Annotated in this window: 22 protein-coding genes and 1 tRNA gene; 17 read left to right on the top strand and 6 right to left on the bottom strand. The window is 67.1% G+C overall.

The window, feature by feature from the left end:
- Positions 1 to 150 precede the first annotated feature (150 nt).
- The 7 genes from AC1DBX_RS04080 to AC1DBX_RS04050 all read left to right on the top strand — a co-directional run bounded on the left by AC1DBX_RS04080 (position 151) and on the right by AC1DBX_RS04050 (position 6,412).
- Positions 151 to 885, top strand: coding sequence for a permease (locus AC1DBX_RS04080; RefSeq protein ID WP_476887017.1), 735 nt, complete (start codon positions 151 to 153; stop codon positions 883 to 885).
- Between the two features lie 167 nt (positions 886 to 1,052).
- Positions 1,053 to 1,667, top strand: a complete 615-nt coding sequence (locus AC1DBX_RS04075; RefSeq protein WP_476851317.1) for a nitrobindin family protein — start codon at positions 1,053 to 1,055, stop codon at positions 1,665 to 1,667.
- A 53-nt stretch (positions 1,668 to 1,720) separates the two neighbouring features.
- Complete coding sequence (locus AC1DBX_RS04070; protein ID WP_476851316.1) at positions 1,721 to 2,470, top strand: flavodoxin family protein; 750 nt, start codon at positions 1,721 to 1,723, stop codon at positions 2,468 to 2,470.
- An 85-nt stretch (positions 2,471 to 2,555) separates the two neighbouring features.
- Positions 2,556 to 3,638 (top strand): CAF17-like 4Fe-4S cluster assembly/insertion protein YgfZ, encoded by a 1,083-nt coding sequence (ygfZ, locus tag AC1DBX_RS04065; protein WP_476855678.1) that lies wholly within the window; start codon positions 2,556 to 2,558, stop codon positions 3,636 to 3,638.
- 14 nt (positions 3,639 to 3,652) lie between these two features.
- A complete protein-coding gene (locus AC1DBX_RS04060; protein ID WP_028276529.1) occupies positions 3,653 to 4,048 on the top strand; it encodes an ankyrin repeat domain-containing protein in 396 nt (131 codons plus the stop codon).
- 139 nt (positions 4,049 to 4,187) lie between these two features.
- On the top strand, positions 4,188 to 4,751 hold the full coding sequence (locus AC1DBX_RS04055) for a PadR family transcriptional regulator (RefSeq protein ID WP_476851314.1): 564 nt from the start codon (positions 4,188 to 4,190) through the stop codon (positions 4,749 to 4,751).
- Positions 4,752 to 4,834: 83 nt separating this feature from the next.
- Positions 4,835 to 6,412 carry an MFS transporter gene (locus AC1DBX_RS04050; protein WP_476931122.1) on the top strand — a complete coding sequence of 526 codons (1,578 nt, stop codon included), beginning with the start codon at positions 4,835 to 4,837 and terminating at the stop codon, positions 6,410 to 6,412.
- Between the two features lie 16 nt (positions 6,413 to 6,428).
- Here the strand turns inward: AC1DBX_RS04050 and AC1DBX_RS04045 are convergent, their stop codons facing one another.
- The 5 genes from AC1DBX_RS04045 to AC1DBX_RS04025 form a co-directional block, all read right to left on the bottom strand.
- A complete protein-coding gene (locus AC1DBX_RS04045) occupies positions 6,429 to 7,139 on the bottom strand; it encodes a GNAT family N-acetyltransferase (protein ID WP_223913802.1) in 711 nt (236 codons plus the stop codon).
- A 115-nt stretch (positions 7,140 to 7,254) separates the two neighbouring features.
- Complete coding sequence (locus tag AC1DBX_RS04040) at positions 7,255 to 8,280, bottom strand: 6-phosphofructokinase (protein WP_018773638.1); 1,026 nt, start codon at positions 8,278 to 8,280, stop codon at positions 7,255 to 7,257.
- 226 nt (positions 8,281 to 8,506) lie between these two features.
- A complete protein-coding gene (locus AC1DBX_RS04035; protein WP_476851311.1) occupies positions 8,507 to 8,761 on the bottom strand; it encodes a PspC domain-containing protein in 255 nt (84 codons plus the stop codon).
- A 3-nt stretch (positions 8,762 to 8,764) separates the two neighbouring features.
- Positions 8,765 to 9,028 (bottom strand): hypothetical protein, encoded by a 264-nt coding sequence (locus AC1DBX_RS04030; protein ID WP_028276533.1) that lies wholly within the window; start codon positions 9,026 to 9,028, stop codon positions 8,765 to 8,767.
- 1 nt (position 9,029) lies between these two features.
- The gene (locus AC1DBX_RS04025) at positions 9,030 to 10,664 is read right to left on the bottom strand and encodes a PspC domain-containing protein (RefSeq protein WP_476870460.1); all 1,635 of its coding nucleotides are present in this window, start codon (positions 10,662 to 10,664) and stop codon (positions 9,030 to 9,032) included.
- Positions 10,665 to 10,788: 124 nt separating this feature from the next.
- On the opposite strand from AC1DBX_RS04025, the gene AC1DBX_RS04020 reads away from it, so the two are divergent.
- Complete coding sequence (locus AC1DBX_RS04020; protein WP_476931121.1) at positions 10,789 to 12,171, top strand: ATP-binding protein; 1,383 nt, start codon at positions 10,789 to 10,791, stop codon at positions 12,169 to 12,171.
- Positions 12,172 to 12,194: 23 nt separating this feature from the next.
- Positions 12,195 to 12,854 carry a LuxR C-terminal-related transcriptional regulator gene (locus AC1DBX_RS04015; RefSeq protein ID WP_223913807.1) on the top strand — a complete coding sequence of 220 codons (660 nt, stop codon included), beginning with the start codon at positions 12,195 to 12,197 and terminating at the stop codon, positions 12,852 to 12,854.
- Between the two features lie 82 nt (positions 12,855 to 12,936).
- Here the strand turns inward: AC1DBX_RS04015 and AC1DBX_RS04010 are convergent, their stop codons facing one another.
- Positions 12,937 to 14,154, bottom strand: coding sequence for a pyridoxal phosphate-dependent aminotransferase (locus AC1DBX_RS04010; protein WP_476931120.1), 1,218 nt, complete (start codon positions 14,152 to 14,154; stop codon positions 12,937 to 12,939).
- A 276-nt stretch (positions 14,155 to 14,430) separates the two neighbouring features.
- On the opposite strand from AC1DBX_RS04010, the gene AC1DBX_RS04005 reads away from it, so the two are divergent.
- The 8 genes from AC1DBX_RS04005 (at position 14,431) to rplJ (ending at position 20,810) form a co-directional block, all read left to right on the top strand.
- A tRNA-Trp gene (locus AC1DBX_RS04005) sits at positions 14,431 to 14,503 on the top strand.
- A 79-nt stretch (positions 14,504 to 14,582) separates the two neighbouring features.
- Positions 14,583 to 14,867 (top strand): preprotein translocase subunit SecE, encoded by a 285-nt coding sequence (gene secE / locus AC1DBX_RS04000; protein ID WP_028276538.1) that lies wholly within the window; start codon positions 14,583 to 14,585, stop codon positions 14,865 to 14,867.
- A 113-nt stretch (positions 14,868 to 14,980) separates the two neighbouring features.
- A complete protein-coding gene (nusG, locus tag AC1DBX_RS03995; protein WP_476931119.1) occupies positions 14,981 to 15,847 on the top strand; it encodes a transcription termination/antitermination protein NusG in 867 nt (288 codons plus the stop codon).
- Between the two features lie 129 nt (positions 15,848 to 15,976).
- Complete coding sequence (rplK, locus tag AC1DBX_RS03990) at positions 15,977 to 16,408, top strand: 50S ribosomal protein L11 (RefSeq protein ID WP_018773647.1); 432 nt, start codon at positions 15,977 to 15,979, stop codon at positions 16,406 to 16,408.
- Between the two features lie 184 nt (positions 16,409 to 16,592).
- Positions 16,593 to 17,300 (top strand): 50S ribosomal protein L1, encoded by a 708-nt coding sequence (rplA, locus tag AC1DBX_RS03985; RefSeq protein WP_018773648.1) that lies wholly within the window; start codon positions 16,593 to 16,595, stop codon positions 17,298 to 17,300.
- Positions 17,301 to 17,473: 173 nt separating this feature from the next.
- The gene (locus AC1DBX_RS03980) at positions 17,474 to 18,613 is read left to right on the top strand and encodes an N-acetyltransferase family protein (protein WP_476931118.1); all 1,140 of its coding nucleotides are present in this window, start codon (positions 17,474 to 17,476) and stop codon (positions 18,611 to 18,613) included.
- A 167-nt stretch (positions 18,614 to 18,780) separates the two neighbouring features.
- A complete protein-coding gene (locus AC1DBX_RS03975; RefSeq protein ID WP_028276541.1) occupies positions 18,781 to 19,890 on the top strand; it encodes a GNAT family N-acetyltransferase in 1,110 nt (369 codons plus the stop codon).
- Between the two features lie 326 nt (positions 19,891 to 20,216).
- The gene (rplJ, locus tag AC1DBX_RS03970; protein ID WP_028276542.1) at positions 20,217 to 20,810 is read left to right on the top strand and encodes a 50S ribosomal protein L10; all 594 of its coding nucleotides are present in this window, start codon (positions 20,217 to 20,219) and stop codon (positions 20,808 to 20,810) included.
- The last annotated feature ends 44 nt before the right edge of the window (positions 20,811 to 20,854 follow it).

The raw sequence follows: 20,854 nt of genomic DNA, 5'->3' as shown, positions 1-20,854 counted from the left end.
TCCGGCGCCTCCTTTTGCGACACATACCGTTCACATAGGGCAGGATTGAACCGTCAGGGCCCGCGGCCCGTCGAAATTGAGCCGAGTCGAATTGGGGTCCGCAGTGAGCGAAGGTCTGGCCATGCTGGGTCTGCCGATGGCGAGCAGACAGTGAAGCCGTGGAGCGTCGGGATCATCGGCCTGGCCGGTCTCGCGGCGATTGTCGCCGGAGCCTATACCTCGCCTGAGGTCCTCCTGGCCGTCGCGGCGCTCGCCGCCGCCGGCATCGGTATCGGCTGGCCCTACTTTCTCGGCATCCCCGCCAAGAAGACCCTTGCGGTCTTGATTGGCCTGCCCGGCGTCGGGTCGGCAGTGGCTGCGACCTATCTCCCGGCTCCGGGCTTCCTGGACTGGACGCCGTCATTCCTAGCCGTCGGGGTCATGGCAATCTTCGTCATGCAGCTGATCCGGGGCACCGGTCAGGCCCAGCGCCTCGAATCCACCCTGGGCTCGTGCGCGGGTGTCCTGCTCTCCTGCCTCGGCGCCGGCTGGATTGCGAGTTCGCGCTTCAACGGGGTCCGCGAAATGATCCTCGTGGCGGCCATCAGCTCGGCGATCGCGCTGCTGGCGGGGCTGATCCGCTGGCCGGACCGGATCGTGGCGCCGCTGGGCATCGTGAGCGCCGGCCTTGCCGGGCCGCTCGCCGGCCTGGTGTTCTCCGACATCGCCGTGCTGCCGGCGGCCCTCGTCGGTGTCGTCGTGGGGGCGGTGCTGGTAAGTTTCCGCCGCCTCGTCATCCTCAACGGTGAAGGCCTTAATGTTTTGGCGGCCGTGGGCATGGGGCTCGGGCCGGTTTCTGCTGTCGGTTCCCTGGCCTACTTCATAGACAAACTACTCATCTACTAAGCGTTAGGATGGCATCATGTCCGTACTTGCATATGAGATCTTTTTCCTTGTCCTGCTTGGCGTGGCCAGCCTGTCCATGGCGTGGTTTGCCGGCTTTGTCGTGTACCGCCTCTTCAAAGGCCAGAAGTAACACGTTCCAGACCCCGTAGCTTCCAGAGGTAGATGCTGTGCCGATTGAAATCCCTACTGATCTGACCCCCGAAATCGTTCCGCTGTCCTGGCTCATTGGTGAGTGGGAGGGCAGCGGCCGGCTGGGGGCTGGAGACGAGGACTCCGAGCACTTCCTGCAACACGTCTCGTTTACGCACAACGGCCTGCCGTACCTGCAGTACCGCGCCGAGAGCTGGCTGACCGACGACGAGGGCACGAAGCTGCGTCCCCTCACCGTCGAGACCGGCTTCTGGGCGCTGGAGCGTAAGCAGCGCGAGGAGGACGGCGGCCCCGGCCTGATCCCGGCGGACATCGTCCCGGTGCTCAAGAGCGCCGACGAGGTGGAGGCCCTGCGCAACAGCGATGGCGGCTTCGACATCTCGGTCTCCATCGCCCACCCCGGCGGGATCTCGGAGCTGTACTACGGCCAGATCAAGGGCCCCCAGATCCAGCTCAGCACCGACATGGTGATGCGCGGCAGCCACTCCAAGGAGTACACGGCGGCCACCCGGATCTTCGGGCTGGTGGAAGGAAACCTGCTGTGGCGCTGGGACGTGGCCACCGGCAAGAATTCGACGGCGGGCGGCGGCCTGGAGGCCCACGCATCGGCCATCCTCGCCAAAGCAGGCTAATTACGCGGTCTCACTGATTTTTCCGTTGTCACCATCGACCCAGGAGAAATACCGTGAATGACACAGTCACCAGCTCAGCCGGCAGCACAGCACCCGGCAGCGCCAGCTACGCCGACCTCAAGGCCGTGTTCTTCAACGGCACGCTCAAGAAATCCCCGGACGTGTCCAACACGCAGGGCCTGATCGAGGTCAGCCGCCGGATCATGGAGAAGCAGGGCGTCAGCACCCGCGTGATCCGCACGGTGGACCACGACATCGCCAGCGGGGTCTACCCGGACATGCGCGAACACGGCTGGGCCACCGATGAGTGGCCGGAACTCTACCCGGCCGTCCAGGAAGCGGACATCGTCGTCGTCGCGGGGCCCATCTGGCTGGGGGACAACTCCTCGCAGACCAAGAAGCTCATCGAGCGCCTCTACGCCCACTCCGGGCAGCTGAACGCGAAGGGCCAGTGGGCCTACTACCCGAAGGTGGGCGGCTGCCTCATCACCGGCAATGAGGACGGCATCAAGCATTGCGCCATGAACGTCCTGTACAGCCTCCAGCACGTCGGCTTCACCATCCCGCCGCAGGCCGACGCCGGCTGGATCGGTCCCGTCGGGCCGGGACCGAGCTACCTTGACCAGGGGTCCGGGGGGCCGGAGAGCGATTTCACCAACCGCAACACCACCTTCATGACCTGGAACATGCTGCACCTGGCGCGCATGCTCAAGGACGCGGGCGGCATTCCCGCCTACGGAAACCTGCCCGACGCCTGGAAAGCGGGCACCCGCTTCGACTTTGAAAATCCGGAATACCGCTAGGACCGGCCTGCCCCACAGTCCGGCGGAGCCAGATGGTCCCTGCCGGGGCCGGAATACGCACAGAGCTAAGGACGTTCCTTTCAATATGACTATCAAAAGCCCCCTGTTGTCGCGCCCGGCCGCGGTTGAGGCCGGCGGCGCCGATGCCGGCGTCGCCGCCCACTACGGCGAGCCGCTCCGGGAGCAGCGGGCGCTGGCCGCCGGCACCGCCGTCGTCGATCTCTCACACCGCGGCGTGGTGACGGTCAGCGGGCCGGACCGCCTGAGCTGGCTCAACACCCTGTCCTCCCAGCAGCTCACTTCCCTGGCCCCTGGCCAGTCCACCGAACTGCTGTTGCTGAGCGTGCAGGGCCGGATCGAATTTGACGCCAGGGTGGTGGACGACGGCGCCACGACCTGGCTGATCGTCGAGGCAGCCGAGGCGGCCCCGCTCGCCGAATGGCTCAACAAGATGAAATTCATGCTCCGGGTCGAAATCGCGGACGTCTCCGCCGACTGGGCCGTACTCGGCTCCACGCACCGCATCCCGGAATGGGACGCGCTGCAGGCGTGGGAAGACCCGTGGCCGCACGTCGGCGCCGGCGGCTACTCCTACGCTGTGGTGGGCGAGGACGCCCATCCAGGACTGGAACGGCCGTGGTTCGAGTACCTGGTCCCCGCGGACGAACTGGTCGCGACCGTGGGCGACCGTGCCCTCGCCGGCACCATGGCCTCCGAAGCGCTGCGGATTGCGGCGTGGCGGCCCCGGTGGGGCGCGGAAACGGACGACAAGACCATCCCGCATGAGCTCGACCTCCTCCGCACTGCCGTGCACCTGGCCAAGGGCTGCTACAAGGGCCAGGAGACGATCGCGCGCGTCCACAACCTGGGCCACCCGCCGCGCCGTCTCGTGTTCCTCCAGCTCGACGGTTCCCAGCACACCCTGCCCGCGGCCGGCAGCGAGGTGCGTGCGGGCGAGCGCAAGGTGGGCACCGTGACCTCCGTGGCGCAGCACTACGAGATGGGCCCCGTCGCCCTGGCCGTGATCAAACGCTCCGTCGCCCCGGACGAGGTCCTGACCGTCGTGGACGGGGACGAGCCGTACTCCGCGGCCCAGGAAGTCATTGTGGCCCCCGACGCCGGCCAGGTGGTGGGCCGCCAGACCGGCTTCCTGCGGGGCACCCGATGAACGGCGGGTCCAAGGTGAACGAGCCGGGCGCCGCGCCCGACGACGAGACACTCGCGCTGGCGCACGCGCTCTTCGACGCCGCCCGCGAGGGCAACTCCGCGCTGCTGGGCAGCTACCTGGCCGCCGGTGCCCCGGCCACGCTGACCACCTCCTCCGGCGACTCGCTGGTGATGCTGGCGGCCTACCACGGCCACGCCGGCACTGTCCGGCTGATCCTGGACCACGGCGGCGACGCCAACACGCCGAACGACCGCGGCCAGACCCCGCTGGCCGGTGCTGTCTTCAAGGGCTACACGGACGTGGCCCGGGAACTTCTGGACGCCGGGGCCGACCCGGACGCCGGCACCCCCACCGCGCGGGCCGCCGCGCAGATGTTCGCCCGAACGGACATCCTGGCCCTCCTCGGCTGACCAATCGCGCCTGGGGCCGGGGCGCGGCCGGCCCGGGTTGGGGAGGATTGCCCTCAAATACTCCACGTGGAATAATCTTTAGTGGAGTAACTGCCGTTTAGGCCGAAGAGAACACTGCTAAACCGAGAAGGACTGCACCATGGCCCGGGCAACCGCATTGACACCCCTGGGTGTCGCCGCACTTTCCCTGCTCGTGGAAGAACCGATGCATCCCTACGAGATGTACCAGCTCCTGATCGCGCGGCACGAGGACCGGCTGGTCAAGGTGCGGCCAGGAACGCTTTATCACGCCGTCGGGCGGCTCGAGGATCAGGGGCTGGTCACAGCCACGGGAACGGACCGGGGAGGCAACCGTCCGGAGCGCACCACTTACACGATCTCGGCTGCCGGCCGCGAAGCGTTCACGACGTGGCTGCAGGACATGCTCGCCGCCCCGGTCAACGAATACCCGGCCTTCCCGCTGGCCGTCTCCGAGGCCTACAACCTGCCCGCCGGCGTCGTCGTCGAACTCCTCGACCGGCGCCTTCAGGCGTTGGAGGAGCAACTCGGCTTCCTGGTCTCCGGCGAGGAACTGCTCGCGAAGAAGGGTGTGGAGCGCAAGTACTGGATCGATGTCCAGTTCCAGCAGAGCACGCTGCGCGCCGAAATCGCCTGGATCCGCAGCCTTCAGGACCAGCTCCGCTCCGGCGAACTGCCGTGGTGAACTCCGCACAGGACCGCGGCCGGAACCCGGCCGCCCCCACACACAGCCCATCCACCGTTTCACACCAGCCCCTAAGGAACCGCATGGAAAACGTAGCCCGGCCATGGCCGGCACTCTGGTCTCTGGTGATCGGCTTCTTCATGATCCTGATCGACACCACCATCGTCTCGGTGGCCAACCCCAGCATCATGGAGGGCCTCAACACTGACATTAACTCGGTGATCTGGGTCACCAGCGCCTACCTGCTCGCCTATGCCGTGCCGCTGCTGATCACGGGCCGGCTCGGGGACCGTTTCGGTCCGAAAAAGCTCTACCTCTCCGGACTCGTCGTCTTCACCGTGGCATCGCTGTGGTGCGGCCTCTCCGGCAGCGTCGAGATCCTCATCGCGGCCCGTGTGGTCCAGGGCCTTGGCGCGGCGATGATGACGCCGCAGACCATGGCCGTCATTACCCGGATCTTCCCCCCGGACCGCCGCGGAGCGGCTATGGGCATCTGGGGTGCCACGGCCGGCGTCGCCACGCTGGTTGGCCCGATCCTCGGCGGCGTGCTGGTGGACGGCCTCGGCTGGGAATGGATCTTCTTCATCAACGTTCCCGTCGGGATTGTCGGCTTCATCCTCGCCCAGCGTTTCGTGCCCTCGCTGACCACCCACCCGCACAAGTTCGATATTCCCGGCGTGCTGCTCAGCGCCCTCGGCCTGTTCCTCCTGGTCTTCGGCATCCAGGAGGGGGCGACGTACGACTGGGGCACCATCGCCGGCCCCATCACCGTCTGGGGCCTGATCATCAGCGGCATCGCCGTGCTGGTGGTCTTCGTCCTGTGGCAGAAGTTCAACACGGGTGAACCGCTGCTGCCCCTGTCCCTTTTCAAGGACCGGAACTTCTCGCTCGCCAACATTGCGATCACCACCGTGGGCTTCACCGTCACCGCGTTCAGCCTGCCGCTGATCTTCTACTACCAGATCGTCCGCGGACTGACCCCGACCCAGTCGGCGCTCATGATGGTGCCGATGGCGCTGATCTCGGGCGGGCTCGCCCCCGTCGTCGGCCGGATCATCGACAAGGTCAACCCGAAATTCATCACCGCGACCGGCCTGGTCCTGATGTCCGTGGCGCTGTTCTGGAATGCCCTGCTCATGCACCCGGACACCCCCATCTGGCTGTTCCTGCTGCCGAGCGCAGTTCTGGGCTTCGCCAATGCAGGCATCTGGGCGCCGCTGAGTTCCACCGTCACACGCAACCTGCCGCCGCGGCAGGCCGGAGCCGGCTCAGGCGTCTACAACACGACCCGCCAGATCGGCGCCGTACTCGGCAGCGCCGCCATCGCCGTCCTGATCCAGTCGCGGCTGGCGGCCGAGCTCCCCGCCCGGCCCGGAGCAGGCGCAGACGCCAGCCCGATGGGCTTCGGCGGGGCCCTGCCGGCGGAGCTTCATGAGGGGTTCTCGACGGCGATGGGCCAGTCCATCCTGCTGCCGGCGGCGGTCATCCTGCTCGGCGCTGCCGTGGCGCTGTTCTTCGCCAAGCCCAAGCCGGTCCAAGGCTGGGGCGAACCAGATGCTGCCGCAGCCACAGCCGCAGCAGCGGACACGGGTAAGGCAGACACGGACAGGGCAGACACGGACAGGGCAGACACGGACAGGGCCGCCGCGGAGCGCGGCTAGCCTGGCGGCATCCGGATCAGCCCAGCAGCACGCTGGTCTGGATGCCGCCCGCGGAAAATCCCAGGCTCCGGGCCAGCGCCAGCGACCCCTTGTTGCTGACTTCTGAACGCCACTGCAGCGTCAGTCCGGCGGCGAGGGCCTCGTGGGCGGCTACTGAGGCGGCCAGCTTGCCCAGGCCGTGGCGCCGCCATTCGGGCGCGACCAGCACGCCCATATGGGCCAGGAGCCCTTCCCATTCGGCATACGCCCCGCAGGCCACGGGCGTCCGCCGCCCGTCTTCCAGATGCAGGACGGTGAAGCGGTGTTCCAGGTCGGCGAGGCCCACCTCGTTGACGTCGTCGGGCGGGCAGAAGGTCTCCAGTTCGATCGCTTCCGGGTTCCCGTGCGAGACCGTCAGCTCCCCGGCAGGCTGCTGCAGGGGGAGGTCGTCGGCGAAGAAGAGTGCCGCGGCGCCGAGCCCGTGGCCGCCGTGCCCGCGGGTGATGGTCAGCAGCGTCACGTGCTGGGCCAGTTCCTCGTCCGAGAGACCCTCGGCGGCGTCCAGCGCCCACTGCGGGCCCACCAGCGCGGAGTTGCCGAACAGGCGGACGAACTGCAGGGACCGGGCTGTCTCATCCGCCCGGGTGAGCCTCACGCCGGCGGCAGCCGCGAAGGCGCCGTCGTCGAACCCCAGGCGGCGCGCCCATGCGAGCTGGACAATTTCTGCGGAACCGGGCTCAAGAGTCATGAATCAACCCTACCCATCGCGGCCGCGCGTCCGGCTGCCCCCTGCCTGGCTGCGGCGCTGCCGGCCCGCTTCTTCCCTGCGGGCCGCGCCCGAGCCGGACCCCGCCGGTGTCCGCTTAGCCGAAGAGGACTGCGGCCTCGTCGTAGCGGCTCTGCGGTACGGACTTGAGGTTGCCGAGTGCGGCGTCGAAACCGACGTGCACAATATCCGTGCCGTGCAGCGACACCATGGTGCCCCAGCGCTTTTCCACTACCGAATCGATGGCGGCCATGCCCAGGCGGGTGGCCAGGACCCGGTCGAACGCCGTCGGGACGCCACCGCGCTGGATGTGGCCAAGGACCGTCGCGCGGGTCTCGATGCCGGTGCGTGCCTCCAGTTCGGGGGCAAGCATTTCGGCGATGCCGCCGAGGCGGGGCCGGCCAAAGGTGTCGAGGCCGCGCTCCGAATGCGGGGACTCCTGGCCTTCGGGCACAAACCCCTCGGCGACGACGAGCAGCGGGGCGCGGCCACGGTCGTGGGCGGAGACGACCCATTCGGCGATCTGTTCCATGGAGGCCTTCTGCTCCGGGATCAGGATGGCGTGGGCGCCCGAGGCCATGCCGGCGTGCAAGGCGATCCAGCCCACATGCCGTCCCATGACTTCGGCAATCATGCAGCGGTGGTGGGACTCTCCGGTGGTGCGCAGCCGGTCGATTGCCTCGGTGGCGATTTCCACGGCCGTGTCGAAGCCGAAGGTGTAGTCCGTGGCGTCGAGGTCGTTGTCGACCGTCTTGGGCACGCCCACGATTTTGAGGCCGGCGTCGGTGAGCCGCTTTGCGGCGGCCAGGGTGCCCTCGCCGCCGATGGCGATGATGGCGTCGATCCCGAGCCGGTCCATGTTGGCTTTGATGACCTCGGGACCGCCGCCGTTCTCAAACGGGTTGGTGCGGGACGTGCCCAGGATGGTGCCGCCCTGCTTGGCGATGCCGCGGACCATGGTGCGGGGAATTTCCACGATGTCGCCCTCGACAACGCCGCGCCAGCCATCCTTGAATCCTACGAACTGCTGGCCGTGGACCGCGATTCCTTTGAGGACGGCGCCACGGATGACGGCGTTCAGGCCGGGGCAGTCTCCGCCGCTGGTGAGGATTCCAATTTTCATGTCTTGGCTCAAATCCTGGTTTGAAGGGGTACAGGCAGAGCGCCACGCTGAGCTCACCCTAGAGTCTAGTGGCGGGTGTGGGGCAGGACACAAACGGTTACAAAAGGTGCCCCCGCCATGATGGCGGGGGCACCTTTTCGTGGTGCGGCGCAGCTACCGGGGAAGGTTGCCGCCGGGCCGGGCCGCGGGGCCGGGCCGGCCTGTGACGGATGGCCTGTGATGGATGTCAGGGCCGGGAGGAACGCTTCGAGAGGAAGCTTTCGAGGACGATTGCGTTGCGCTGGTCCGGGAGGAGGAGCCAGGCCGCGAGGTAGACCACGAACGCCGGGCCAGGGAGCAGGCTCAGGAGCAGGTAGGCGATCCGGACATAGGCCACATCAACGTTCAGTTTGGCGGCAACCCCGCCGCAAACGCCGCCAACCCAGCGCTGCGGACCACGTTTCAGGCCGAGGCCCCGGATGGTGTCAAAGAATTTATCCATGGGTCAAGACTTCCCTGTAGTTGACTTATTGTCACGCCTGCGTGCCGAGACCAGGCCGCCCACGACCAGGGCACCCCCGGCCCCGATCATCAGGCCGATCAGCACATAGGTGCCGTTGAGGGCCACGAGGCCGAGCCGGGAAATGATGATCAGTGCAGCCAATGCCACCACTGTCAGTCCCCAGACCACTGTGCCCACCCGGGCGGGCGAACCCGCTTCGGGGTCGTGCCCGGCATCGGCCAGCGGCGAGTCGTCATAGCTGCTCATGTCAGTTGCCTTCCTTGATGGTCACGTTGCTGACGGTGCCGGAGATCTCCAGGACCAGCCGGGCGCCCGGTTTCGCGGTGTTGTAGTCGCTTTGCTGCGTCGTCATGCCGCCGCGGTCCTGGTTGCCGTCGTGGAGGTTGCCCATGGTCATGTCCGCCTGGATGTGCACCGGAACGGTGGCGGGGATGACGACGGTGAGGTTGCTGGCCGTCGCGTCGATCGGAACTACGACGTCGGAGCCCAGGGGCGGATTCAGCGCCAGCTTGGTCAGGTCCGCGGTTCCGGCGCCGCCGGTGATCTCGAAGCCGCCTTGGGCCTGCTGAATGCTCGCCGGCGTCCAGTCGGCGTTCTGGAAGCGGAACCGGTCCCCGTGCGGGACCACGCTGAAAATGGCGCCGATCAGCAGGGCCACGACCGCGAAGAAGCCCAGGATCCCGGAGGTCCGGCCCCGCAGCCCTGCGAACAGGATCCCGAGGCCCAGGATGGCCGCGCCGAAGGCCCAGACCAGCGCGTTGCCGGCATCGCCGAGATCGATCACGTTGGCGGCGTCGAGGGCCTTGATGCCCCCGCCCACGAGGAGGGCGGAGCCGACGGTGATGGCAACCGCCGGAGCGCCCGGGCCAAGGTTGCGCGCGGCCGGTGCGGGCGGTGTGGCGCCGGACCCCGGTCCGTAGCCGCCTGGGGGAACAGGGCCGGGCGGGACGGGGCCGGACGCAATGGGTCCCGACGGCGGAGGCGGACCCCAGTCCGGGCCGGTGCCGGTGACTCGAGAGCTGTCAGCCGGGTCGCCATATGTCCGGCCGCCGCCCTGCGGGAAGCTGCCTGCTGATTGCGGCCCGGCGGCGGTGCGGGGGCTAGCCGCAAAAGCCGCGGCGCCGGCCGGGCTGCCTGCGTCGTAACGCGAAGGCATGCCAGTGGCTCCGTCCCGGATCTTGTTGCGTTGGGTCAGGTAGTAGACGAGGTAGATGGCACCGCCCACCCAGAAGACGGTCCAGACGAAGGCGCCGAAGCCGAAGCGGTCCCAGCCCCAGACCCCGGTGCCCAGGCTGGGGAAACCGATGACCGAGGTGATGAGCGCGCCGGTCATGCCGGCTGTCCACCGCCCTGCGGCGGCCTCCTGGACGTGAATGCGGCCGTCGGGTTCGGGCAGCAACGCCCAGGCCAGGCCGTAGGCGAGAACGCCAATTCCGGCGAAGACGGTCAGGACGATCAGGACGCCGCGGATAATCAGCGGATCGACGCCGAGCCGGTGGGCTATGCCGCTGGCCACGCCGCCGATCCAGCGGTCGCGTCCGCGGTAAATGCCCTGGCTGCGGATCCAGTCGAAGAAATTCTGGGTTTGCCGGCCGGGCAACGGCCCATTCGGATCGCCGGGCGGGTAAAGCCGCGGCGGCTCCGGCGGCGCGCCGCCCGGCCCGGAGAAGGCCGGAGCGGGCTGGCCCGTGCCTGGAAGTTCGGGGTCGGGACGTTCCGTGTGCGGAAGGTCCGTGACGGAACGCTCAGTGTGCGGAAGATCCGTGGCGGGAGGTTCCGGTTCTGGAAGTTCCGATTCTGGAAGTTCGGGGTGGGATCGATCCGTGGCCGGCCGGTCTGCGGAGGCCGGGCCTTCATCGGGGTGCGGAGTGTGCGGGTTCATACTTCGATCCTTCCCGTTCCCGGCGCCGGCCTCTACTGGGGAACACCCTGAACGGTCCCTGAGTGGCCCCCGGTTGGGCCCTCAAACGCGTCCGGGAAACCCCGATCCGTGCTTGGATTGAGGCATGACAACCGCGCCCGCCCGCCCGCCGCTGGTCCGCAGCAGCGACCGCGTGATTGCCGGCGTGTGCGCGGGCCTCGCCAACCACCTGGGCTGGCCGGTGCGCATGGTCAGGATCGGCATGGCAGTGGCTGCGCTCGCCGGCGGGGCCGGGGTGGCCTTCTACGCCTGGCTTTGGATCATGGTCCCCACGGCGGATGAAAGCGCCCGGCGCACCGCCCGCCGCCCGGCATCGCCCATCGCTCCGGCAGTGAGCTTCCCGGACACCCCGGGCGTGGCAAACCTGCCCGACGCCCCCGGCATGCCTGGAGCCCCCGGAACCAGTGGAACGCCAACGACGGCGGCGCCGGGGTCCTGGCGGTCCAAAGTTTCCGGCATGCCCTTCGGCAAGGAGATCCTGCTGGGCGCGGGCCTGTTGCTGGCCGCCGGGATCCTGATCGCCCGGCTCCTGGGGGTCGACGTGCCGCTGGGTACCCTGATCCCGGTCGCGGCGATCCTGGGCGGTGCCGCGATCGCCTGGATGCAACTGGACGAGACCCGCCGGGCGGGGCTCGTGGACAAGACCAAAGCGGACCAGGCCGGCGGCTGGGCCCGCCTCGCGGCCGGGCTCGCCCTCGTCGTGGCCGGCGTGCTGGTCATGGTGTCCGGCTCGGGGTCCTGGGAACAGACTTGGCTCGCCCTCCTGGCCTCGGTGGCCGTGCTCGGCGGCGTGGCCCTGGTGCTTCTGCCATGGGGGCTGAAGTTCTGGCGCGACCTGGAAACAGAGCGCGCGGGGCGGGTCCGCGCCACCGAGCGTGCCGAGATCGCCGCCCACCTCCATGACTCCGTGCTGCAGACCCTCGCCCTGATCCAACGCCGGGCCGGCAACGAGCACGATGTCATCAGGCTGGCCCGCGCGCAGGAGCGCGAGCTGCGTGGCTGGCTGTACCGGGACGCCGACAAGGAATCCGGTCAGCTGTCCGACGGCATCAAGGCCGCCGCAGCCGAGGTCGAGGACGCCCTGGGGAACGCCGTCGAGGTGGTCAGCGTGGGGGACTGCGCCATGACCCAACGCCATGAGGCCCTCGTCCAGGCATCCCGAGAGGCCATGCTGAACGCAGCCCGGCACGGCGGCGGCGCCGTGTCCGTCTACCTGGAAGTCACCGACGCCGCCGCGGAAGTTTTCGTCAAGGACCGGGGCCCGGGCTTCGATCCGGATTCCGTTCCCCCGGACCGGCTCGGCGTCAGGGAATCGATCATCGGCCGGATGAACCGCCACGGCGGCACCGCCGCGATCACCAGCAGCCCGGACGGCACCGAAGTGCGGCTCCGGCTGCCCGTCGCCGCCGCCTCTGCCGGAACCGCCTCGGCCGCCGCCAACAACGCCAACGGAGAGGTCAAACCGTGACCAGCCCAACATCAGGAAACCCTGTGCAAGGAAACCCCGCACCGATTCGCGTGGTGATCGTGGACGACCACGCCATCTTCCGCTCCGGGTTGAAGGCGGACCTGGACCCGGACATCGTCGTCGCGGGGGAGGCCGGAACGGTGGAGGAGGCAATCGCCGTCATCGCAGTCCAGCGCCCCGACGTCGTGCTCCTAGACGTCCATCTTCCCGGCGGCCGGGGTGGCGGCGGACGCGAGGTCCTGGCCGGCTCGGCGCCCCTGCTGGGCACCACGCGGTTCCTGGCGCTGAGCGTCTCCGACGCGGCAGAAGATGTGGTGTCCGTGATCCGGGCCGGCGCGCGCGGCTATGTCACCAAGACCATTTCCGGCGCGGAGATCAGCGGCGCTGTCCGCCGCGTGGCAGGCGGCGACGCCGTCTTCTCACCCCGGCTGGCGGGCTTCGTCCTGGACGCGTTCGGCACGGCCCCCGCGGACATCGCCGACGACGAGCTCGACAAGCTCTCGGCGCGGGAGCTCGAAGTGATGCGCCTTATCGCCCGCGGCTACAGCTATAAGGAGGTGGCCAAAGAACTGTTCATCTCGATCAAGACCGTTGAAACCCACGTCTCGGCCGTGCTGCGCAAGCTTCAGCTCTCCAGCCGCCACGAGCTGACCCGCTGGGCCGCCGAGCGCCGCCTGCTTTAACCCAAGGATGCGCTATCACTTAGGGTCCTTATCGCACTGGAATAAGGACCCGAAGTGATAGCGCATCGGGGTTTGTGACGTGTTAGTTGGCCTTGCCGAGGAAGTCCTGCAGGCGGGCGACGCCCGTGGCCAGGTCGTCGTCGCCGAGTGCATAGGACAGGCGCAGGTAGCCGGACGGGCCGAACGCCTCGCCGGGAACCACGGCCACCTCGACCTCGTCAAGGATCAGCGCCGCGAGTTCGGCAGAGGTGGCCGGCCGCACCGGGCCGTTCGCAGACGGGAACTCCTTGCCCAGCAGCGCGCGGACGTCCGCGTACACGTAGAACGCGCCCTTCGGCGTCGGGCAGTCAACGCCGTCAATCGCGTTCAGGCCCGCGACGATCGCCTTGCGGCGGCGGTCAAATGCGACCTTCATCTCTTCGACGGCGGTCAGCGGCCCGGACACGGCCGCGAGGGCGGCGACCTGGGGGATGTTGGAGACGTTCGACGTCGCGTGCGACTGCAGGTTGGTGGCGGCCTTGATGACGTCCGCGGGCCCGATCATCCAGCCCACGCGCCAGCCGGTCATGGCATAGGTCTTCGCGACGCCGTTGAGGATGACCACCTTGTCGCCGAGCTCGGGCACCGCGGTGGCGATCGAGGTGAACGGCACGCCGTCGTAGGTCAGGTGTTCGTAGATCTCGTCGGTGACAACCCACAGGCCCTTGGACGCTGCCCACTGGCCGATCTCCTTGACCTGCTCCGGCGAGTACACGGCGCCGGTGGGGTTGGAAGGGGAGACGAAGAGCAGGATCTTGGTGCGCTCGGTGAGGGCCGCTTCCAGCTGGTCCACGGTGACCAGGTAGCCCTGCTCCGGGCCCGCGAACACCTCTACCGGCACGCCGCCGCCCAGCCGGATGGCCTCCGGGTATGTGGTCCAAAACGGGGTAGGAACAATGACCTCGTCGCCCGGATCCAGCAGGGTGGCGAAGGTGTTGTAGACGGCCTGCTTGCCGCCGTTGGTCACCAGCACCTGGGACGCCGCCGCCTGGTAGCCGGAATCCCGGAAGGTCTTGTCCGCGATGGCCTGCTTCAGTTCGGGGAGCCCGCCGGCGGGGGAGTAGCGGTGGTATTTCGGCTGGCCGGCGGCCTCGATGGCGGCCTGCACAATGTAGCCGGGGGTCGGGAAGTCGGGTTCCCCGGCTCCGAAGCCAATAACCGGACGGCCGGCTGCCTTCAGCGCCTTCGCCTTGGCATCGACGGCCAGAGTGGCGGATTCGGCTATGGCGGAAATGCGCTGGGAAATGCGGGCAGCAGACATGGGCGGGTCCGTTCTTCGCTTGCAGCTGGAAGGCTGGATGTGGGATTCGACGAAATCTACTCTATGCTGTTCAGCGGATCCCCCGGGGTGCCTGAACCCGAATGTGACTGACGGCTGTCAGTTGGTTTTCGCAGGCACGCAGGGGTCCGAAGAGGGCCGGTTCGACGTAGACGCAGTTGTTGCGTAGACTGGTTCTCCGGTGTTGAAAACACGATGATGGCCTGCGCCTCAGGGAAGCCTGTGGGACGCATCGGCCGGAGCGGTTTTTCTCCCCGAAGGGTAGTGGCGCAATTGGTAGCGCAGCGGTCTCCAAAACCGCAGGTTGCAGGTTCGAGTCCTGTCTGCCCTGCGCATGCTGTTCCGGATTATCCGGAACCAGCGCAGCAACCATGGTTCAGTTCAGAGCCGGGTATCCGATCATTGCGAGGATGAGTGAGGACCAGGTGACCGAAACAGCTGCCAGCAGCTCCAAAGGCCGCCCCGCCAAGAATGCCGCCAAGCCCGGCTTCTTCGCTCGTATCGCGATCTTCATCCGCCAGGTCATTGGCGAACTGAAGAAGGTCGTCGCACCGACCCGTAAAGAACTGATCAACTACACACTCGTGGTACTGGTGTTCGTGACCATCATGATGGTGATCGTCACCTTGCTGGACCTGGCCTTTGGGACCGCGGTCAGCTGGGTCTTCGGCGGCAGCGGCCCCACGGACAGCTAAGGCGACCGGTCCGCAGACTGCGTGGATGCCCCGGGAAACCGGAGATTCCGCGGGGTGTGCGGAATTGAGTCATTTAAATAGGCATGTTAGGCAATGAGGAAGCAGGAGACCAAGTGTCTGAGCAGGAGCTCGAGGTAACTGAGACTGAGCTGGATAAGAGCCAGGACGCCGCGGTGGAAGCCGCGGAAGAGTCCGAGGCTGTGTCTGCTGCGCCCGAATCCGACGTCACTGACGAGGCCGTAGCCACGGAAGCAAAAGCGGCAGACGACGCAGAGGCAGCAGTTGCAGCCGACGCCGACGACACCGACGCTGATGAGGCTGACGCCGACGCTGATGAGGCTGACGCCGACGTGCTGGCAGCGGCGGCCGCCAAGGCCGACGTCGACCCCGCGGACGAGTTCAAAGCCAAGCTGCGCCGCCAGGAGGGTGACTGGTACGTCATTCACTCCTACGCAGGCTACGAGAACCGCGTCAAGGCCAACCTTGAGACCCGCATCCAGACCCTGGACATGGAAGATTACATCTTCGAAATCCAGGTTCCGATGGAGGAAGTCGTTGAGATCAAGAACGCCCAGCGCAAGGTCATCAACCGTGTCCGCATCCCCGGTTATGTCCTGGTCCGCATGGACCTGACCGACGCTTCCTGGGGTGCCGTCCGCCACACCCCCGGTGTCACCGGCTTCGTGGGCAACGCCCACAACCCGGTCCCGCTGCGCCTCGATGAGGTCTTCTCCATGCTCGCGCCGGTCTTCGAAGAAGAGCAGGCCGAGAAGGGCAAGCCGGTCAAGCACGCCGCCGCCCAGGTCGACGTCGACTTCGAGGTTGGCGAGTCGGTCATCGTCAAGGAAGGCCCGTTCGAGACCCTCCCCGCCACGATCTCCGAGATCAAGATCGATTCCCAGACCCTCGTGGTGCTGGTGTCCATCTTCGAGCGCGAGACTCCGGTCACCCTGGCGTTCAACCAGGTCAGCAAGATCTAGCTTTTCCCTAAGAATTCGCCCCGGGCTGCCCGCTTAGCAGCCACGGAGCGGCCGGCCGCCTTGCCATGGCGGCCACCAACCTGAGGCACGCTCCTGTGTCCCAGGACGTATTTGAGAGAAGGACCTACATTGGCTCCCAAGAAGAAGGTCACCGGCCTCATCAAGCTGCAGATCCAGGCAGGTGCCGCTAACCCGGCCCCGCCGATCGGTCCTGCGCTCGGCCAGCACGGTGTCAACATCATGGAATTCTGCAAGGCGTACAACGCTGCGACGGAAGCCCAGCGCGGCAACGTTATCCCCGTGGAAATCACGGTCTACGAGGACCGTTCCTTCACGTTCATCACCAAGACCCCGCCGGCTGCAGAGCTCATCAAAAAGGCTGCAGGCGTCGCCAAGGGTTCGGCTACCCCGCACACCGTCAAGGTTGCCAAGCTGACCCAGGCCCAGGTCAACGAGATCGCCACCACCAAGATGGAAGACCTCAACGCCACCAGCCTCGAAGGCGCAGCGAAGATCATCGCCGGCACCGCCCGCTCCATGGGTATCACCGTCGAGGGTTAATTCCCCACCGCTGATGCGCCGGGATCGGGAAACCGGTCACGACGCCGTCAGCACCGCCGGCCAGCCGGCACCACCTAAACAATGAAGAGCGGAATTCCGGAACGGATACACCAGCCGGAATGCCGCCTGTGGCAGGGCCCAGCGCGGTCCGCAGACCACAACTGCACAAGGAGAAATAAGCAGCATGGCAAAGCGCAGCAAAGCATATGAGGCAGCCGCGGCCAAGATCGACGCGGAGAAGTTCTACGCGCCGTTCGAGGCAGTGACGCTCGCCAAGGACACCAACCCGTCTAAGTTCGACGCCACCGTTGAGGTCGCTTTCCGCCTCGGCGTTGACCCGCGTAAGGCCGACCAGATGGTCCGCGGCACCGTCAACCTGCCGCACGGCACCGGTAAGGTCGCCCGCGTCCTCGTCTTCGCAACGGGCGACAAGGCTGAGGCCGCAATCGCGGCCGGCGCCGACTTCGTTGGTTCCGATGACCTGATCGAAAAGATCGCCGGCGGCTGGACCGACTTCGACGCCGCCGTCGCCACCCCTGACCTCATGGGCAAGGTTGGCCGCCTCGGTAAGGTCCTGGGTCCGCGTAACCTGATGCCGAACCCGAAGACCGGCACCGTGACCGCTGACGTCGCCAAGGCCGTCAACGACATCAAGGGCGGCAAGATCGACTTCCGCGTCGACAAGCACTCGAACCTGCACTTCATCATCGGCAAGGTTTCGTTCGACGCCATCAAGCTGGCCGAGAACTACGCAGCCGCACTGGAAGAGGTCCTCCGCCTCAAGCCGTCCGCTTCCAAGGGCCGCTACATCCAGAAGGCCACCGTGGCCACCACGTTCGGCCCGGGCATCTCGGTTGACCCCAACGTCACCAAGGTCCTGACCGAGGTCTAGTCCTCACCGGATCCACGGAACTGCGGCTTCGCTGACGTCGCCGGTTCCAGCCAAAGGCCGTCCCGCAACTGCGGGGCGGCCTTTTGCCGTTCTGCGCCGGGACCCAGTGGCGTGCGAAACGTTTGGCATCCGGGACCCTTGGTGCCGCCGGACTTGCCGGTTAGGCTGTCCCGGTGACTACGCCGTCGTACCTCATCGAGGAACTCTCCCTGCCCGCCAGCCTTGATGCTGCCGACACCGATGCCGCTGATACGGCGGAGTTCCTCGAATTCATGGAACTCTGCGATGAGCTCATCCTGCAGACCTGGGGCAACCTGGACCGGGCATCGTCCGCGGCGGCCCGCCTGCAGTACTGGCGGGACACGGCGTACACCCGGCTGCGGCTCTTCTTCGTCCGCGTCGACGGGCGCATGGCGGCCAACTCCTGGGTCCGCTGTGAACTGCAGGAGAATCTGGGCAGTGCGCTGCTGCACGTGAGCGTCCTGGATGCCTTCGCCGGGCGGGGGATCGGCCGGGCACTGCTGGGGCACGCGGAGGCGCTGGCCGCCGCCGACGGGAGGACCATCCTGCAGACCTTCACCGAGCACCCGGCCGATTTCGACGTCGATGGCACCAACCTCATCAAGCCCGCCACGGGGACCGGAGCGCTGCCCGCCGGCGCGCCGGGCGTCCGTTTCGCCGGAAAAGCCGGCTACCGCCTGGAGCAGGTCGAACGGTTCAGTTCGCTCGACGTCCCGCCCGCCGCGGACCTCGACGCCCTGGAACGGGACGCCCTGGCCCCCGCGGGGGACTATGAGCTGCTGCACTGGACCGACTCCTGCCCGGAGGAACATGCCGCCCAGCTCGCGGTGCTCATGTCCCGCATGAGCACCGATGCCCCCTCCGGTGCGCTGAGTTACGAGCCGGAAATCTGGGACGTCGCCCGGGTCCGCCACGTCGAGGACACCTGGCGGCGCGCCGGCCAGTCCTCCCTCGTGGTGGCGGCACGGCACCGGGCCAGCGGCGAACTGGCCGCCTATACCGTCCTGCAGACAACAGCCGACAAGCCCTGGCTGGCCAACCAGGACGACACCCTCGTCGCTGTGGGCCACCGCGGCCACCGGCTTGGCATGCTCATCAAGATCCGCAACCTGCGCCTGCTGCGGGAGTCCTTCCCAGCGGTCCGGCGCGTCCTGACGTATAACGCCGCCGAAAACGACCATATGCTCGGCATCAACATCGCGCTGGGCTTCAAGCCGGCGGGCTACGACGGCGAATGGCAGCGGACCGCTGCCGCCGCGGGCGCAGCCACCGGCAATGAGATCCGGAACTGACCAGGCGCCGGCTGGGGCGGAAGCCGCCGGGCGCAGACTGGAGCGGAAACTGCCCGGCGTCACCAATGGAACAGCGGCCCAAACCAGCATATGCTGGCGGTTGAAAGCCCGGTTTGAGCCGGGCCGTACCGATGGTGGGTGGCACAACGGCTGGGAAGATGCCCTCTATGGCAAACGATGTACGGATTGAGCAGCTGTGGATCCCCGATTCCCTTGACGCGCCCGATGCCGCCGACTTTCTCGCCGCCATCGAGGTGGGGCGCAGGGTCCGGATGCAGACCTGGGGCACCGACGACCTCGCCTACGCGCCGCAGGAAAAGCTGCTTGAGATGGCGGACCCCTACGAACGCCAGGTGATCCTCGTCGCCAAGATCGACGGTGTGATTGTCGGGACTGCGGACATCGCCCTGCCGCTGGTGGACAACCTCGATCTCGCCGAATTCACGCTCGACATCCTGCCGGAATTCCGGCGCCAGGGCGTGGGGAGGCAGCTGCTGGCGGCCGCCGAACATTTCGCCCGGGACGAGGGCCGCCACACGATCCTGATCGACACCAACCACCCGGGATCAACCCTGACGGACCCGGAGGCCGAACAGCTCGTGCCCGGCAGCGGCGTCGGGTTCGTCCCGCTGGGCAGCCGTGACGTGGAATTTGCCCGCCACACCGGCTACACCCTGCAGCACATCGAGCAGTTCAGCTCCTGCGCGTTGCCGCTGGACACCAAGCTCGTCGCCGACCTCGAGGCCGAGGCCGAGGAAGCCAATGCCGGCCGCTACCGTCTGCACCACTGGACGGACCGGTGTCCTGACCAGTGGCTCGAGGCCGTCGCCGCGCTGGAAAACCAGGCAGGCGAGGACGAAGTGCCCGGGCCGGATGCCCAGGAAATGGTGTTCGACGGCGGCATCCTCCGGGAAGCGGAGGAAGTCACCATAGCCCAGGGCCGCCGGACGGTGGTCACCGCCGTCGAGCACATCGCCAGCGGAACGCTCGTGGGCCTGACCACCATCAGTGTCCTGGCCCTGCGCCCGGACGTCGTCTTCCAGGACGACACGGTGGTGCTGCAGGAACACCGCGGCAACAAGCTCGGGCTGCTGATCAAGGTCGCCAACATGGAACGGCTCAGCGAACAGTTCCCGGACGCCCGGGTCCTGTACACGTGGAACGCCCCGGAGAACCGCTACCTCCTGAAGGTCAACCAGCAGCTCGGCTTCACGACAGCGGGCGTGACGGGTCTCTGGCAAAAAGAACTCCCCAACTTCGGACCGGCTGTCAGCTGAGGGCTGTTCACCCAGCACTGCCCGCCGGGCCCGATTTGGAACACGCGCGCCGTGTCCCGTAAGCTTGGAGGACCAAAGACCGTCGGTTGTTGGAAATCCACTCTCCCAAGCAAGACTCACTTCTGCAGTCGCGCCGGGAGAGCGCAGTGGATTTCCGGACGAAGGACCCTGAACATAGGGCGGCCGGCGCAGGTGAACGAAGCAAAGCTCCGCGGTCATGGACCGCGTCGAGACAAGCCCCGTGCATCTGCGCGGGGCGTTTTTTAGTTTTTAGCTCTTTTGAGCGGGGACCCGGACATACCGGCACTATCCCCGGAAGGAGGGTTATGGCAACGCCTAGCAAGGTTTCAGCAGTAGCTGAGATCACTAACGATTTCAAGGAATCGAACGCCGCTGTCCTGACCGAATACCGCGGGCTCACCGTTGCACAGCTCAAGCAGCTGCGTGTCTCTCTCGGCCAGGAAACCAAGTTCTCGGTCGTCAAGAACACCCTGACCGCCATTGCAGCCAAGGAAGCTGGTGTCGAAGCATTCGACGGTCAGCTCGCCGGCCCCACTGCAATCGCGTTCATCAAGGGTGACGCAGTTGCAGCTGCCAAGAGCCTGACGGATTTTGCCAAGGCCAACAAGCAGCTGGTCATCAAGACCGGTTACTTCGAGGGCAAGGCACTGAACGCCAGCGAAGTTGCTGCCCTGGCAGCACTCGAGTCCCGTGAGCTGCAGCTCGCCAAGGTTGCAGGGATCCTCAAGGCTCCTGCTGCCGCCGCTGTACGCATCATCGACGCACTGCGCCTCAAGCTTGAAGAAGAGAACGGTGCACCGGCAGCAGCCGAAGCACCCGCCGCTGAAGAAGCTCCCGCAGCAGATGCAGCAGCCGAGGCCGAAGCACCGGCCGAAGCCGCAGCCCCCGAAGAGAACTAGTCCTCTTCTCCATAAGACTCCGGTGCGACAGCGAGCCTCAGGGC

It is taken from the genome of Arthrobacter sp. 10N44_2 (assembly GCF_056394385.1).
This window is presented reverse-complemented; position numbering and strand designations above follow the sequence as displayed.